The organism is Acidovorax sp. LjRoot38 (assembly GCF_964252975.1).
GTDB lineage: Bacteria > Pseudomonadota > Gammaproteobacteria > Burkholderiales > Burkholderiaceae_C > Acidovorax > Acidovorax facilis.
The window spans coordinates 53,688-68,228 of sequence record NZ_CAXUPT020000018.1; the positions used below are offsets into that span (position 1 = coordinate 53,688).

Below are 14,541 nucleotides of genomic sequence, written 5' to 3' on the forward strand. Positions count from 1 at the left end.
GTTTTGGGCAAAAGAAAGCCCTTGCCGCGCGCCAGTGGCTGCGCGCGGTGTGTTGGCGATGGGGTTGAAAGGGCTAGTCGTGCGACGTTTCGCTGGCGTGCCAGCCGCCCAGGGCGACACGGGTGAGCCAGGCCATCAGCACGAACAAGGCGACGCCAGTGAGCGAAATCAGCAGCAGTGCAGCAAACATGCGCGGGATGTTGAGCTGAAAGCCGGCCTGCAGAATCTGGTACGCCAGCCCCGCACCCTGGCCCCCGGTGCCCGCCACAAACTCCGCCACCACGGCGCCGATGAGCGCCAGGCCGCTGGAAATGCGCAGCCCGCCAAAGAAGTAGGGCAGCGCGCTCGGGATGCGCAGGCGCAGCAGCGTCTGCAGCCGCGTGGCGCGGTTGAGCTGGAAGTAGCTTTGCAGGTCAGGCTCCACGCTGCGCAAACCCAGCGTGGTGTTGCTGATGATGGGGAACAGGGCGACCAGTGCGGCGCAGATCACCATGGACGCGGTCGGGTCCTTCACCCAGATGATGATGAGCGGCGCCACGGCCACGATGGGCGTGACCTGCAGCAGCACGGCGTAGGGGAACAGCGCGGTCTCGATGCGTTTGCTCTGCACAAACAGGAACGAGATGAGCACACCCGCCACGGTGGCCACCACAAAGGCCAGCACCGTGATCTTGACGGTGACCCACAGCGAGCCACCCAACGCAGCCCAGTCGGTGAACAGCGTCTTCATCATGAGGATGGGCGAGGGCACGAGGTAGGGCGGTAGCTCCAGCCCTGTTACCAGGCCCTGCCACAGCGCCACCAGCACCATGCCGACGAGCAGGGGGTACACCACGCGTTGCACGCGGGGCTGGGCCATGAGCGGTGGTCGTTTGGGTGTGGCCTTGGCGGCGGGCTTGGCAGGGGCGGCCTGCGGTGTGGCCGTTCTCGCCGTGGCTGTGGGGCTTGACGTCACCACGGGTGCTGCCACCGGCGATGCCATCGGCGCGGAAGGGAAAGGGGTGCTCATGCCACCGTCTCCTCAGTGTCCACGCTCGCGCGAAGCAGGCTGTCTTGCAGCTGCTTGGCGTAGCGGCTGAATTCGGGCGACACCATGAAGTCGGCTGTGCGGGGGTAGGGTGCGTCGATGTGGACCTCTTCCACCACGCGGCCCGGGCGTGCGGCCATCATGACCACGCGGCTGGAGAGGAACACCGCCTCGTGGATCGAGTGCGTCACGAAGATGACGGTGAGCTTTTTCTTGCGCCACAGGTCCAACAGATCGGCGTCGAGCTTGTGGCGCGTGATTTCGTCCAGCGCGCCAAAGGGCTCGTCCATCAGCAGCAGGTCGGGCTGCGTGACCAGGCCACGCGCAATCGACACGCGCATCTGCATGCCGCCCGACAGCGCGCGGGGCAGGGCTTTGGAAAACTTCGACAACCCTACCAGTGCCAGTGCTTCGGTCACGCGGGCATCCGCGTCCTTTCGGGGTAAACCCGCCAGGTCCAGCGGCAGGCGCACATTGGTCTGCACACTGGCCCAGGGCATGAGCGTGGGCGATTGGAAGACAAACGCCATCTTTTTGCCGCTTTCTTCCAGCTGCGCCACGGGCTTGCGCCACAGGTGCAGGCGGCCGTCGGTGGGTTCCAGCAGGCCCGCCACCATTTTTAGCAACGTGCTCTTGCCACAGCCCGAGGGGCCGAGCAGGGTGACGAATTCGCCTTCCTCAACGGTCAGGTCCACGGGCAGCAGGGCCTGGGTGCCATTGGGGTAGGTTTTTTCGGCCGAGAGCACCTCCACGGCGGGTGTGGGGCGCGGCGCGGGTGCCAGAGGTGGCGAGGCAGCGGGAATGGACATGGTGGTGCCTTTCGATGGATGTGGCCGGGGAGGCTGGCCGCTGTGTCAGGGCGATGGGGCTTATCTGTCGTAGCGCTTGGCTTGGCGCCAGCCGCTGGAAACTGGCGCGGCCCGAGCCAGCGAACGCCGAGCAAGGGCCGCCCCGCAGCGAGGGCGTTGTCCCCCTTGGGGGAAGGCGCGAAGCGACCCAGGGGGGTGTTAAGGAAGAACCTTGAGGTCTTTGACGAACGAAGTTGTGTAGGTCTCGGCCAGCTTCACCTTGGCAGGGTCGATGAGCTTGGCGTCCACCAGGAAGTCGTAGCTGGCCTTGGCGCGTGCGTCGGTCATGATGCCGATGCCCATGGTGGTTGCGTCGCCGCCCGTCGCCATGCCCAACTCCTTGAGCTTGGCCACGCTGTAGGCCAGCTGCTCGTCGGTCATGTTGGGGTTGTCTTTCTTAATGAGTGCATTGGCGGGGGCTGGATCGTTCAGGTAGCTCTTCCAGCCTTCCATTGACGCTTTCACAAACGACGCCACGGCGGCGCTGCGGTCCTTCACGGTCTTTTCCATGCACGAGATGGTGGTGGCGTAGGCGGGGTAGCCGTGGTCGCTGAACATCAGTGTGTTGGCCTTCACGCCCGCCTTGGCAATCGCAAACGGCTCGGACGTCAGGTAACCCTGCTGGGCAGAGTTCTTGTCAGCGACAAAGGGCTGGATGTTGAAGGTGTAGGGGCGGGTCTGCGAATCGGTGAAGCCGTACTTGGCCTTCAGCCAGGGCCAGTAGCCGCGCTGGGCCGACGAGGCGATCAGGATGGTCTTGCCCTTGAGGTCTTCGAACTTCTTCACGTCCTCGTGCGCGATGAGCACCTGCGGGTCCTTCTGGAACACGGCCGCCACGTTGACCACGGGCACACCGCCTTCACGCATCTGGATCATCTGCAGGTCGCTCGACCCCATTACACATTCGGCCTGGCCGGCGGCCATCATCTGCACGATGTTGACCTGCGGGCCGCCCATCTTGATGGTCACATCCAGCCCATACTTTTTGTACAGGCCCGTGGCCACCGCCTGGTAGAAGCCGCCATGCTCGGCCTGCGCGTACCAGTTGGTCATGTAGGTGAACTTTTCCTGCGCGTGGGCCTGCATGGTGCCGACGGCACCAACAGCGAGCAGCGCGGCTGCACCAAGTTTGGAATGGCGGGAGGCGGTCTTCATCATGGTGGTACTCCGGTAGGGTGGTGGAGGTGGAACGAAGGGATAACGAAGGGGAAGGCGAAAAGGTTTTGCGGTGGCGTTCGCAGGTTTCAGGCCAGTGCGCTGGAGTGCTCCACGTGGCCGGTGTGATTGGCTCGGCCCCAGGTGGGCTCAGTGCGCGGTGCCCACTGCAGCCGATGCAGCTCGGTAATGGCGGCGGCCCAGCTCACGGCCAGCGAGTCGAGGATGGCGTGCCCTTGTTCGGCCGTGGCGGGCAGCGGGTCGCCAATGATTCCGCTGGGGCCGAAGTCGCGCGCACTCCAGGCGCAGGCCGGGCGGCCGTCGGGTGAGAGCAGGGGCGAATCAAAAACGGGCGGGTAGTTGACTACCGCACGCTCCATGTGCACGGTGTCGGGGGCCAGCGCCAGCATCAACGCGGTCTCGGCGTGGCCTGCGTGCATCGCCAGCTTCTTTTCGGTGTCGGACAGGTACTTGCCCGCCACATGCGGCACACGCCAGGTGAAGCTGGGCACCACGATGAAGTCGCCATGGCGCAGGCGCAGCTCGCGCGCGCACATCTCCATCACCTGCGGCTGACCGCCGTGGCCGTTGACGAACAGCAGCTTGCGAAAGCCTGCGCGGTACACCGATTCGCCCACCTCGTTCATGGTAGCCAGCAGGGTCTCGCCGCTCAGCGTGACGGTGCCGGGGAAGTGCAGGTGCTCTTCGGACTTGCCGTAGGTGATGGGGGCCATCGCAAACGCAGGCACATCGGCCGGCAGGCGGGCCAGTGCATGGCCCACCACCCCCGCGCTGATCACCGTGTCCACCGCACACGGCAGGTGCGGGCCATGCTGCTCTGTGGCGCCCGTGGGCAGCACGATGACGGTGTTCTCCTTGTCCGGCAGGTCGGCGATCTCGGTCCAGCTCAGGTAGGGCAGGTAGCGGTGGGGCGGGTTGTAGCCGTGCAGCATGGGTGGTTCTTTCGTGAAGGAAGCTGTTGTCAGCGCAAAGGGAGGTAGGCCGTGGCCTCCACCTCGATGAGGATGTCGGGCGTGGGCAACATGCCGCTCACTTCCACCACGGTGGATGCAGGGGGCTCGCCGGGGAAGAACAGCTTGCGCACGCGGCTGTACTGCGGGAAGTGGTCCAGGTTCTTGAAGTACTGCACCAGCTTGAACACGTCGGACATCTGGCCGCCCGCCGCTTCAATGGTCTGGCGAATGCGGTCCAGCACATACCAGCTCTGCGCGAGGATGGGGCCCTCCTTGATGTCGCTGCTGAACTCGCCCGTGCGGCCAATCAGTGTGGCGGCCTCATGCGGGATGTCGTCGTAGCCACGCACGATGCGGCTGGCGGCAGGGTCCACGGCAATGATCCCGCTCAGGTAGATGAAGTCGCCTGCGCGGCGCCACGCGGCGTAGCGGGCCAGTGGCTGGGCGATACCTGGCGCAGGTACGGGCGCAGATGTGGGGCTCATGCGAGGCTCCGTGCGGATTGGGTGGTTGGCACATGCCAGGCAGCCGGTGCATGGCCGCTGGCGACGCGGCCCTGGCGCAGCACCACGCGGCCCTGCGCGCCTTGCGTGCGGGACGGAAAGCCCCAGTGGTCGGCCTGCGTGAAGACCAGCAGGTCAGCCACCGCGCCGGGCTTCAGCGGCAGCGCCGTGGGGCCAGTGCGGCCGGTGCGCAGCCAGTCGGTGCGGCACAGCGATTCGCTCCATTGGTCAAACGGTGCATCCAGCTGCGCAGCCAGAACGCCCGTGGCCAGGGCTTCCAGCGGGTCGAAGCTGCCCACGGGGCAGAACGGGTCTTGCACGTTGTCGCTGGCCACCAGCACCGGGATGCCGCGTGCACGGGCTTCCTTCACCAGCGTCAGGCCCCGCTGGCGCGGTGTGCGGCCGGTGGTGGCGTCCTGCAGCAGCAGGTTGGTGATGGGCAGCGTGACCAGCGTGATCGGGCTTTGCGCCACCGCGTCGAGCGTGGCGAGGGCCGTGGCTTCGTCTTGTGCGGCCAGGGCGCAGGTGTGGCCGCAGACCACATGGCCTTCGAAACCCAGCTCCTTGAGCAGTGCGGCCGTGGTCGCCAAGCCCTGTGCGCCAGGGTGCAGTTCTTCGTCCACATGCAGGTCCACGTTCAGTCCGTGGTGTTGTGCGGCTTCAAACAGGTGACGCAGTGCCTGCGGGTCCCAGTTGGTGGAATGCACAAAGCCGCCCAGTAGTGCGCCAGAGCCGCTGGCGGCCACGGTGGCGGCCAGTTGCATGGCGGCGCTGCGTTCTGCGTACAGGTGCAGGGGGATCAGGCTTACGCGCTCCAGCGTGATGCGGTCGGCCCAGTCATGGGCCAGTGCGCGCAACACGTTCCAGGCCAGTGGCTGCGCGTCGGGCTCCCACCAGTCGCAGTGGGTGCGCAGGTGGACGGTGCCTGCGTCGTAGGCCCATTGCAGCGCGCGGCTGGCGCGGGCGTGGATGTCGGCTTCGGTCCAGCTTTGGCGGTCCACCATCATGGCCTCGATGGCGCCCAGCAGTCCGGGTTTGACCTCTCCCATGCGGGGCAGGGTGAAGGCCTTGTCCAGGTGGGTGTGCGCATCGACCAGGCCGGGCAGCACCAGCGCGCCTGCCACGTCCCACACAGCGCCGTGTGGCGCAGGCTGGGTGCCGTGGGGCAGCACTTGCACGATGCGGCCCTGGGCCAGGCGCAGATCGGCCAGTGCGGGCTGGTGGCCCTGCTGCGGCCAGGCGGCGGGCAGCAGCCAGCGCGGCAACCGTGTGCGCAGGATGTGGTCGGGGGTGTTGGATGCGTGCATGCTGTGGCCCTTAGAACGTGGTCTTACGCAAAGCGCGCCATCGCCTGGCCCACACGGGCCTTGAAGGCCGCCAGCCGGGGCGGTGTGGCCACGTTCATGTGGTAGTAGGCGTGGTAGTCCACCCGCGCCTTGCCGCCCGTGAGCAGTCGCATGTAGCGGGTGATGGACTTGCGCGGCGGGTCGCCCATGAACAGGGCCGTCCAGCGCGGGCGGCCGTAAGTGACCACGGCCGAGATGCGCTGGATGTGCGTGAGCGAGGGTTTGACGTTGTGCGGGTCGCTGATGTCAAAGGCCACGCCGGGCATGAGCACGCGGTCGAAAAATCCCTTGAGCATCGCCGGCATGCCAAAGCACCAGGTGGGAAAGCAGAACACCACGGCTTCGGCCCAGAGCAGGCGGTCCACATAGCCCTGCACGGGCAACTGGTTGCTGGGCACCTCGTGGTAGCCCAGGCGCTCTTCGCGTGTCATCACGGGGTTGAAGCCCTCGGCGTACAGGTCGCAGTCGTCCACCTCATGGCCCGCGCCGCGCAGCTGCTGCACCACCTCGGCGTGCAGGGCTGCGTTGTAGCTGGTTTCTACCGGGTGGCAATAGATCACGAGGATACGCATGGCGGGTGTCCTTCGAGTGGGTGGGAGGGGTGGTGCCTAGAGATCCAGCGTCAGCGTGGCGCTGTGGCTGCGTGCGCAGCACACGGCCACATGGGTGGCTTGCTCTGCAGCGCTCAGGCAGCTGTCGCGGTGGTCGGGCTCGCCGTCCAGCCAGCGGGTCACGCAGGTGCCGCACAAGCCCTGCTCGCACAGGGTTTCCAGCGGTACGCCAGCGAGCTGCAGCACATCAGCCATGCTCTCGCCGGAGGCGACGGGCAAGCGCATCTGGCTGCGCTGCAGGATCAGCTCGAATGCGTGTTCTGTGCGGGCGGCGTCGGCGGTGTCAGGGGCTGTCTGCATTGTTTGACCATGTGATTTGATCGATTGGTCAAACTATTGCAAAGGCTGTGCCAGCCACAAAAAGCGGTCAAACGTCTTTGTGGTGGATCAACGCGGCCTGAAAGGGGCTTTTGACGCCGCGTGCTGGTGCAAATTGCCCGGGATTCGCCCCTCGGGCACCCGAGGCATGCCCAGAATGGGGCGGGGGCCTTAGTCTGGTGCGAGGCCGCAGCCCAGCAGCACAAAGCTGGTGAGTTCGCGCACGATGGGCTCGCGGTCGATGGGCTCGTCGGGCGCCAGGCCCAGCATGATGTGCACCTGCACGCCGTAGTCGGCGTAGTGCTGCGTCATGCCCCAGATCTGCATGAGCAGCAGCGTGGGGTTGACGGCGCGCATGCGGCCTTCGGCAATCCAGCGGTTGATGAGGTCCACCTTCTGCTGGGTGGACTTGACGGCCACGGGCCAGTATTTGCCCAGGTTGCGCCCACCGCCCAGCACCTCGGTGGTGAAGATGCGCGACAGGCCCGGGTTGTCCAGCGCGTAGTCGAGCTTCTTGCGCACGTAGCTGCTCAACACCTTCTTGGGATCGTCGCTGTTGCTGTCAAAAATGAAGGCGCCCGACCAGCCGTTGAGCACCGAGTACAGCAGCTCTTCATACAGCTCTTCCTTGCTGCTGATGTAGTAGTGCAGCTGGGGCTTGGTCAGGCCCGCGCGCTCGGCAATGGCCTTGGTGGATGCCCCTTTGAACCCATGGCGGCTGAACTCGGCAATGGCCGCCTCGCGGATGGCGGTGAGGATGCGCTCGCGCCCTTGTTTGGCGCGGCCCAGGAGTGCGCCTGAGGCGACATCGGTTTCGGTTTCAGTCATGGACGGGCGGGGCGCGGGATGCGCGGCTTGCACAGGGACAACAGGTAGAAGACAGCGATTTTGCGCGCTACTGCTCGCTTCACGCTTTCCAGAAGCCGATGTGGGGAACGCTGGCCTCCTCGATCAGCGCGGGGCCAATGCACTCGATGGAATGGGGCGATGCTGCGAACACATCGCGGCAGGACAGCTCTGCATCGCGTTGTTCCGCTCGCTCGCCGCGATAAACCCGCAGGCGAAGGGCGTCAATGCCAAACACCACGCGACCGATGCCAGACCAGAAAATTGCGCCTGCGCACATCACGCAGGGCTCGGCCGACGAATACAGCGTGGCCTTGGCCAGGGCATCGCGGCCCACGCGGGGGCTGAGCTGGCGCACGGCATTGGTCTCGGCGTGGCCGGTGCAGTCGCCTGTCTCGGTGGTGTTGCAGTAGGCCTCGGCCAGCAGGTGCCCTTCGGCGCTGATGACCACCGCACCAAACGGGCGGTTGCCGCGCGCGCGGGCAGTGCACGACCACGCGATGGCCTGGCGCAGGTAGGTGCCGTCGGTGTCGTTGATGGGCGTGGGGTCGTCAAAACTGGCTGGGCGTGCAGACATGAGCGCGTGCATGGTGTGTCTCCGTCGATGGTGGGTGGGTTGCTGTCGTTGTGCAACGCCGGACTGTCTGCACGCCCGCCGTTGTGGTGCAGGGCGCTATGCATTTGGCATGCCAATCACAATCAGTGACATGTATGCATGGCTTTGGACGCGCTGTGCACAAGCGCTCTGACTTTGCGCTGGCACACATGGAAGGCGTGTGGGCATTCTTCTTGCATCGCCATTGGCAAGAGTAGAAGCGTTCACTGCGTTGTCCCTGTGCCATCCTGCACGAGGCGATGCCAGTCGGAAATTGCTCTTGAAGCCCGCTGTGCGCACAGCGGTGTGCGTTGGCACACCGTGGCTTCAAGGGTTGAACGGCCGGCCGCAGCAGGCGGTGCCAAACGCTCTTGAAGCACCCAGCGGGAGGGCCTTTCTTCCTTCCACTTGTCTTCAGGAGAACTGCATGACCACCACTGCTGCCTACGACCTCGCCGAGCTGCAAAAAGAAACGCGCATGGGCGCGATGGGCTCGGAAACCGCGAGCCGCGAGATCCGCCGCATCGACCTCAGCCACTTTGCTCAGCGCAAGACCGAGATTGCCGACCAGCTATGGGACGCCGCCGTCGATGTCGGCTTTTTCCAGATCGTGAACCACGGCATTGACCTGGCCGAGGTGCACAACGCCTTTGCGATGACCGAGCGTTTCTTTGCGCTGCCGGATGCCGTGAAGGCGCAGTACCCGCTCAAGAAGGCGCTCAACGTGGGCTGGGAGAGCCGCGCGCAGGTGCGCCCCTCCACCGGCACACCGGACCAGAAGGAGTCGTACCAGATCACCCGCCCGCACATGGCAGGCCTGTGGCCCACCGACGAGGAGCTGGCAGGCTTCCAGGCCACCATGCTCGCGTTTGAGGGCCAGTGCTGGCAGGTGGCCATGCAGGTGCTGTCATGCTTTGCGTGGAAGCTGGGGTTTGACGAGGCCTTCTTTGCCCGCGCGCACGACCCTGCACAGGCCAGCTACCAAAGCACCTTGCGCCTGCTGCACTACTTTGCGACCCCGCCCGAGCAACAAGCCAGCCTGGGCCTGTGGCGCGCCGGGGCGCATACCGACTTTGATTGCCTGACCCTGCTCTTTCAGCGCCAGGGCCAGGGTGGCCTGCAGGTGTGCCCGGGCAAGGAGATGGACACCCAGGCCTGGACCTCGGTGGAGCCCGACGAGCAGGCCATCACCTGCAACATTGGGGACATGCTGATGCGCTGGAGCGACGACCAGCTGCCCAGCAACTTCCACCGTGTGAAGAACCCGCTGCCGGGCGAGTACATGGGCCCGCGCTACAGCATTGCCTTCTTTGCCCAGGCCAACCGCGACGCCATCATCGCGGGGCCCGGCAAGAAGTACCCGGCGATTGCTGCGGGTGACTACCTGAACCAGCGGGTGGCGGCTAACTTCAAGGCGTATTGATGGCGCGTAGGCTGCCGGTGGCCGTGCGGCTTACAGCCAGGGCTGGAGCCAGCCCAGCCCGTCGGATGTGGCATGGGGCGCCGCGCCGCGCGCCGGGCGGTACTCGCAGCCAATCCAGCCGTCGTAGCCCAACTGGTCCAGCACCTTGAACAGGTAGGTGTAGTTGATTTCGCCCACATCAGGCTCGTGGCGCTCGGGCACACCGGCAATCTGGAAGTGGCCGACGTTGCCGGTGGGCAGGTACTGGCGCACCTTCATGGCCAGGTCGCCTTCCACGATCTGGCAGTGGTACAGGTCCATCTGCACCTTCACGTTGGCGGCGCCGATCTCGGCGATCAGCGCATGGGCCTGGTCCTGGCGGCTCAGGAAGAAGCCGGGCATGTCTCGGCCGTTGATGGGCTCCAGCAGGATCTGGATGCCGTGCGGTGCAGCCTGTTCGGCGGCGTGGCGCACGTTGGCGATGTAGGTGGCGCGCACGGTGGCTGCGTCCGCGCCCTGGGGCACAAGACCGGCCATCACGTGGATGCGAGGGCACTGCAGCGCCTGGGCATATTCAACCGCCTTGGCAATGCCTTCGCGGAACTCGGCCTCGCGCCTGGGCAGGCAGGCCAGCCCACGCTCGCCCGCGTCCCAGTTGCCGGGCGGGGCGTTGAACAGCACTTGCTGCAGGCCGTTGGCTTGCAGGCGCGCGGACAGTTCTTGCGCAGAGTAGGCGTAGGGAAAAAGGTACTCCACCGCCTGGAAACCATCGCGGGCAGCGGCGGCAAAACGGTCGAGAAAGTCCACGTCGTTGTAGAGCATGGACAGATTGGCGGCAAAGCGGGGCATGAAAAGGGTTCCTGAAAAGTACGGGTCAGCGGCGCGGTGCGTTGGTGAACACCTGGGCCAGCCGGTCTTGGTACAAGCGCGCCAGGCCCACCGTGCTGTGGCCGAGGGTGTCGGCGCTGGCGGGGATTACGTAGGCCTGGGCGTGCGGGATGCGGGGGATGGCTTTGTCGAGCACCCCCAGCTCGGGTGGGTTGCGCTCATCGTCTGCCGAGTTGATGGCCAGCACGCGCGCGGTGATGCGTTCCAGCCCGGGCTCGGGGTCGTAGTCGCGCGAGGCTTCCCACTGGTAGATGTGGTCGTTGGCATCGCCACGGAAAGGCGCTTTGAGGCGTTGCTCCACCAGCGCATCGGCCGCAGCGCGATTGGGGGCCAGCTTTTGCAGGCCCTGGTTGCCCCCGTTGGTGCCCGTGCCAAAGAACACCGACGCAAACTGCAGGCTGCGGGGCTGGCGGGTGTAGTTGCCGCCCTGCCATTCGGGGTCGTTGCGGATGGATTCGACCAGCAGGCGGCGCATCATCCAGTTGCGGCCCGACATGGCGGCGGGCAGCGAGGCCATGGGCACGGCGATGTCCATGAAATCGGGGTAGCGCTGGGCCCACACCCAGGTGTGCATGCCGCCCATGGAGTTGCCGATGATGGCGCGCACATGGCGCACGCCCAGGTGTTCGGTCAGCAGGCGGTACTGGGCCTGCACCATATCGTCATAGTTGTAGGCCGGAAAGGCGGCGCGCAGGCCGTCAGACGGCTTGCTGGAGCGGCCGGTGCCGATGGCGTCCGGCAGGATGATGAAGTACTTGCGCGCATCCAGCGGTTGGCCGGGGCCAAACAGCGTGCCTGCAAAGCCGGGCGTGAGCATGCTCTCTGCCGAGCCATTGGTGCCATGCAGCACCAGCACCGGCTCACCTGCGGGATCGCCCACGGTGGAGTAGGCCAGCTTGAGTTCGGGCAGGGTCTGGCCGGTGTGGAAGCGGAAATCCTTGACGACCCATTCGCCGTGTTTGGGGGCGGGGTAGTCCGCAGCCGATGCACCGCCCGTGGCCAGCACGCCCAGCAGCATGGGAGCAAAGGCTTTGCGCCAGAAAGAAAGGGTCATGGTTTGTCTCCTTGTGTGTGTTCTTTCATCCCCGCGCCTTGTGCGCAGCCCGCCGGTTACCAGTTACCAGTGCGCTCCAAAACTCTGGCGCAGCTCCTCGATCTGCACGGGGTTGAGGGGCGTGGGGTGGGGCCTGCACAGCATCCACAGGCGGGCGGTTTCTTCCAGTTCTTCCAGCACGGCCATGGCGGCGGCGGGCGTGTCATGCCACACGTTGGGCCCCAGGCGCGCCAGCATCACCGCGCGCACAGGGCTGCCCTTGGCGGCATAGCGGCCAATGGTCTGCGCCACCAGCGCCGCTGCAGCCGGGTCGCCAGGGCGGTGGTAGGGGATGTGCGGCACACGGCCCACCTTCATGACGAAGTAGGGCGTGATGGGAGGCAGCAATTGCGCGTCAGGCCCCAGCGGACCGTTGGCCGTCATGTCGGCCTGCAATGAGCAGGCCACCAGATGCGTACTGTGCGTATGGATCACGCAGCGCGCTGGGGCCGCTGTCGATGCCGATGCCTCGTAAATCTGCCGGTGCAGCGCAATGGTCTTGCTGGCCTGGTCGCCCGCCACCTGCTGGCCTTGTGCGTCCAGGCGCGCCAGCCGCTCGGGCTGCAGCGTGCCAAGACAGGCATCGGTGGGGGTGATGAGGTAACCGTCGGCCAGGCGCACGCTGATGTTGCCTGCGGTGGCATGCACATAGCCCCGCTCAAACAGGCTGCGGCCCACGCGGCAGATTTCGTCGCGGGCCTGGCGCTCATCCATGAAGGCGGGGGTAGAGGTCATGCCAACAATTGTGCAAAAGCCTTGGTGAAAAAATCGGTGCTACCAAAATTGCCCGACTTCAGCGTGATGTGCAGCCCGTCCTTGGCGTCCGGGGCCACCGCATGGCACCACGGCACGCCGGGGTCAATCTGCGCGCCAATGCGCATCTGCGTGATGCCCAGTGCCTGCACACAGGCGCCGGAGGTTTCGCCGCCCGCCACGATGAGCTGGCGCACACCGCGCTGCACCAGGCCGCGTGCAATGGCGGCAATGGCTTCCTCCACCATGGCCCCGGCTTTTTCAGAACCCAGCTTGCCCTGAATGGCGCGCACCGCCGAGGGCTCGGCGGTGGAATACACCAGCACCGGGCCTTGGTCAATGTGGCTTTCCGCCCAGGCCAGCGCTTCGGCGGCCACGTCCACGCCTGCGGCAATGCGCAGTGGGTCGATGGCCAGAGCGGGTTGGCCCGCTTTGATGAAATCCATCACCTGCTGGTTGGTGGCTACCGAACAGCTGCCCGACACGATGGCCTGCAGCCCTTGCGCGGCAGGCAGGCGGGCGGCCTCGTTGCTGGGGGCCACGCCAAAGTTGCCCGGCAGGCCAATGGCCACGCCCGAGCCCGCTGTGACCAGCGGCATGCCCTTGAGGGCAGGGCCCAGGCGCATCAGGTCGGCGTTCGACACCGCATCGACCACGGCCATGCGCACGCCCTCGGCCTTGAGTTGGTCGATGCGCGCACGGATGGCGGCCTCGCCCTGTGCGACCACGCTGTGATCGATCAGGCCTACGCGGCTGGGTGTTTGTGCCTGCAGCACGCGCACCAGGTTGGGGTCGGTCATGGGCGTGAGCGGGTGGTTCTGCATGCCGCTCTCGTTCAGCAGCACATCGCCCACAAACAGGTAGCCCTTGAACACCGTGCGCTTGTTGTCGGGGAAGGCGGGCGTGGCGATGGTGAAGTCGGTGCCCAGGGCTTGCATCAGCGCATCGGTCACGGGGCCGATGTTGCCTTCGGCCGTGCTGTCAAAGGTGGAGCAGTATTTGAAATAGATTTGCTCTGCGCCCTGTGCCTGCAGCCACTGCAGCGCGGCCAGGGACTGGGCGATGGCTTCTTCTTTGGGAATGGTGCGCGACTTTAGTGCGACCACGATGGCATCGGCCTCCGCATCCAACGGTGCCGTGGGCACGCCCATGGCTTGCACCACGCGCATGCCTGCGCGCACCAGGTTGTTGGCCAGGTCGGTCGCGCCGGTGAAGTCGTCGGCAATGCAGCCCAGCAGTGCACGTGCGCGTGTCATGCCTTGTCCTTCCCTGGACCTTCGCTATTTGGCAACGTGATGCCAGGGAAGATCTTGATCACGGCACTGTCATCTTCCTTGGCAAAGCCTGCTGTGGAGGCTTGCATGAACATCTGGTGCGCGGTGGCGGCCAGCGGCAGGGGGAATTTGCTGGCGCGTGCGGTGTCCAGCACCAGGCCCAGGTCCTTCACGAAGATGTCCACTGCTGACAGCGGTGTGTAGTCGCCCGCCAGCACATGGGCCATGCGGTTTTCAAACATCCAGCTGTTGCCCGCGCTGTTCGTGATCACTTCATACAAGGCGCTGGCCTCCACGCCTTCGCGCAGGCCCAGGGCCATGGCTTCGGCGGCCACGGCAATGTGCACACCGGCCAGCAGCTGGTTGATGATCTTGACCTTGCTGCCTGCGCCCGCCTTGTCGCCCAGGCGGTACACCTTGCCAGCCATGCCGTCTAGCACGGCGCCTGCAGCGGCATAGGCTTCTGGTTTGGCCGAGGTCATCATGGTCATCTGGCCTGATGCGGCCTTGGCGGCGCCGCCGGAGATGGGCGCGTCCACATAGTGCAGGCCCAGGGCGTTGAGGCGCGCTTCCAGCGCCACGGACCAGTTGGGGTCCACCGTGGAGCACATTACGAAGGTGCTGCCGGGGCGCATGGTGCTGGCGGCGCCACCCTTGCCGTCGTCGCCAAACAGCACGCTCTCGGTCTGCGCGGCGTTGACCACCACCGACACCACCACATCACTTACCGCTGCCAGCGCAGCCGTGGTGGCGTGTGCCGTGCCACCGTCGGCCACAAAGGCATCGGCCACGCCGGGGCGCACGTCACACACGTGGATGGTGAAACCGTTGTTGCGCAGGGTCTTGGCAATGCCAGCGCCCATGGCGCCCAGGCCGATGATGCCGACGGTGGGTTTTGTCATGTTGTC

General features: G+C 65.8%; 16 protein-coding genes. 1 reads left to right on the top strand and 15 read right to left on the bottom strand.

From position 1 onward, the window contains the following. Positions 1-73: 73 nt before the first annotated feature. From ACSQ22_RS23480 to ACSQ22_RS23525, 10 genes are all read right to left on the bottom strand, one after another. Entirely contained in the window at positions 74-1,009 is a 936-nt protein-coding gene (locus ACSQ22_RS23480) for an ABC transporter permease (protein ID WP_436131711.1), read from the bottom strand. Continuing rightward, positions 1,006-1,836 carry an ABC transporter ATP-binding protein gene (locus tag ACSQ22_RS23485; protein WP_436131712.1) on the bottom strand — a complete coding sequence of 277 codons (831 nt, stop codon included), beginning with the start codon at positions 1,834-1,836 and terminating at the stop codon, positions 1,006-1,008. The genes ACSQ22_RS23480 and ACSQ22_RS23485 overlap by 4 nt, the downstream gene beginning before the upstream one ends. Positions 1,837-2,034: 198 nt before the next feature. After that, entirely contained in the window at positions 2,035-3,033 is a 999-nt protein-coding gene (locus ACSQ22_RS23490) for an ABC transporter substrate-binding protein (protein ID WP_436131713.1), read from the bottom strand. An 86-nt stretch (positions 3,034-3,119) separates the two neighbouring features. Next, positions 3,120-3,983, bottom strand: a complete 864-nt coding sequence (locus ACSQ22_RS23495) for a creatininase family protein (protein WP_436131714.1) — start codon at positions 3,981-3,983, stop codon at positions 3,120-3,122. Between the two features lie 29 nt (positions 3,984-4,012). Next, positions 4,013-4,489 (bottom strand): RidA family protein, encoded by a 477-nt coding sequence (locus ACSQ22_RS23500; protein ID WP_218300429.1) that lies wholly within the window; start codon positions 4,487-4,489, stop codon positions 4,013-4,015. Beyond that, positions 4,486-5,814: an amidohydrolase family protein gene (locus ACSQ22_RS23505; protein ID WP_436131715.1), complete on the bottom strand. Its 1,329-nt coding sequence runs from the start codon at positions 5,812-5,814 to the stop codon at positions 4,486-4,488. The genes ACSQ22_RS23500 and ACSQ22_RS23505 overlap by 4 nt, the downstream gene beginning before the upstream one ends. Positions 5,815-5,837: 23 nt before the next feature. Then, positions 5,838-6,425 carry an NAD(P)H-dependent oxidoreductase gene (locus ACSQ22_RS23510; RefSeq protein WP_436131716.1) on the bottom strand — a complete coding sequence of 196 codons (588 nt, stop codon included), beginning with the start codon at positions 6,423-6,425 and terminating at the stop codon, positions 5,838-5,840. A gap of 36 nt (positions 6,426-6,461) precedes the next feature. Beyond that, on the bottom strand, positions 6,462-6,764 hold the full coding sequence (locus ACSQ22_RS23515; RefSeq protein WP_436131717.1) for a 2Fe-2S iron-sulfur cluster-binding protein: 303 nt from the start codon (positions 6,762-6,764) through the stop codon (positions 6,462-6,464). A gap of 189 nt (positions 6,765-6,953) precedes the next feature. Further along, positions 6,954-7,610 carry a TetR/AcrR family transcriptional regulator gene (locus tag ACSQ22_RS23520; RefSeq protein WP_176886787.1) on the bottom strand — a complete coding sequence of 219 codons (657 nt, stop codon included), beginning with the start codon at positions 7,608-7,610 and terminating at the stop codon, positions 6,954-6,956. Positions 7,611-7,689: 79 nt separating this feature from the next. Then, positions 7,690-8,217 carry a nucleoside deaminase gene (locus ACSQ22_RS23525; protein WP_436131718.1) on the bottom strand — a complete coding sequence of 176 codons (528 nt, stop codon included), beginning with the start codon at positions 8,215-8,217 and terminating at the stop codon, positions 7,690-7,692. Positions 8,218-8,650: 433 nt separating this feature from the next. On the opposite strand from ACSQ22_RS23525, the gene ACSQ22_RS23530 reads away from it, so the two are divergent. Continuing rightward, the gene (locus tag ACSQ22_RS23530) at positions 8,651-9,646 is read left to right on the top strand and encodes an isopenicillin N synthase family dioxygenase (protein WP_436131719.1); all 996 of its coding nucleotides are present in this window, start codon (positions 8,651-8,653) and stop codon (positions 9,644-9,646) included. Positions 9,647-9,676: 30 nt separating this feature from the next. On the opposite strand, the gene otnI is transcribed toward ACSQ22_RS23530, so the two are convergent. The 5 genes from otnI to ltnD all read right to left on the bottom strand — a co-directional run bounded on the left by otnI (position 9,677) and on the right by ltnD (position 14,535). Continuing rightward, positions 9,677-10,474, bottom strand: a complete 798-nt coding sequence (gene otnI / locus ACSQ22_RS23535) for a 2-oxo-tetronate isomerase (protein ID WP_436131720.1) — start codon at positions 10,472-10,474, stop codon at positions 9,677-9,679. A gap of 25 nt (positions 10,475-10,499) precedes the next feature. Next, complete coding sequence (locus ACSQ22_RS23540) at positions 10,500-11,567, bottom strand: alpha/beta fold hydrolase (protein WP_436131721.1); 1,068 nt, start codon at positions 11,565-11,567, stop codon at positions 10,500-10,502. Between the two features lie 63 nt (positions 11,568-11,630). Next, positions 11,631-12,320 (bottom strand): class II aldolase/adducin family protein, encoded by a 690-nt coding sequence (locus ACSQ22_RS23545; protein ID WP_395458118.1) that lies wholly within the window; start codon positions 12,318-12,320, stop codon positions 11,631-11,633. Positions 12,321-12,337: 17 nt separating this feature from the next. Further along, complete coding sequence (gene otnK, locus ACSQ22_RS23550) at positions 12,338-13,615, bottom strand: 3-oxo-tetronate kinase (protein ID WP_436131722.1); 1,278 nt, start codon at positions 13,613-13,615, stop codon at positions 12,338-12,340. Next, the gene (ltnD, locus tag ACSQ22_RS23555; protein ID WP_436131723.1) at positions 13,612-14,535 is read right to left on the bottom strand and encodes an L-threonate dehydrogenase; all 924 of its coding nucleotides are present in this window, start codon (positions 14,533-14,535) and stop codon (positions 13,612-13,614) included. The genes otnK and ltnD overlap by 4 nt, the downstream gene beginning before the upstream one ends. Between the last annotated feature and the right edge of the window lie 6 nt (positions 14,536-14,541).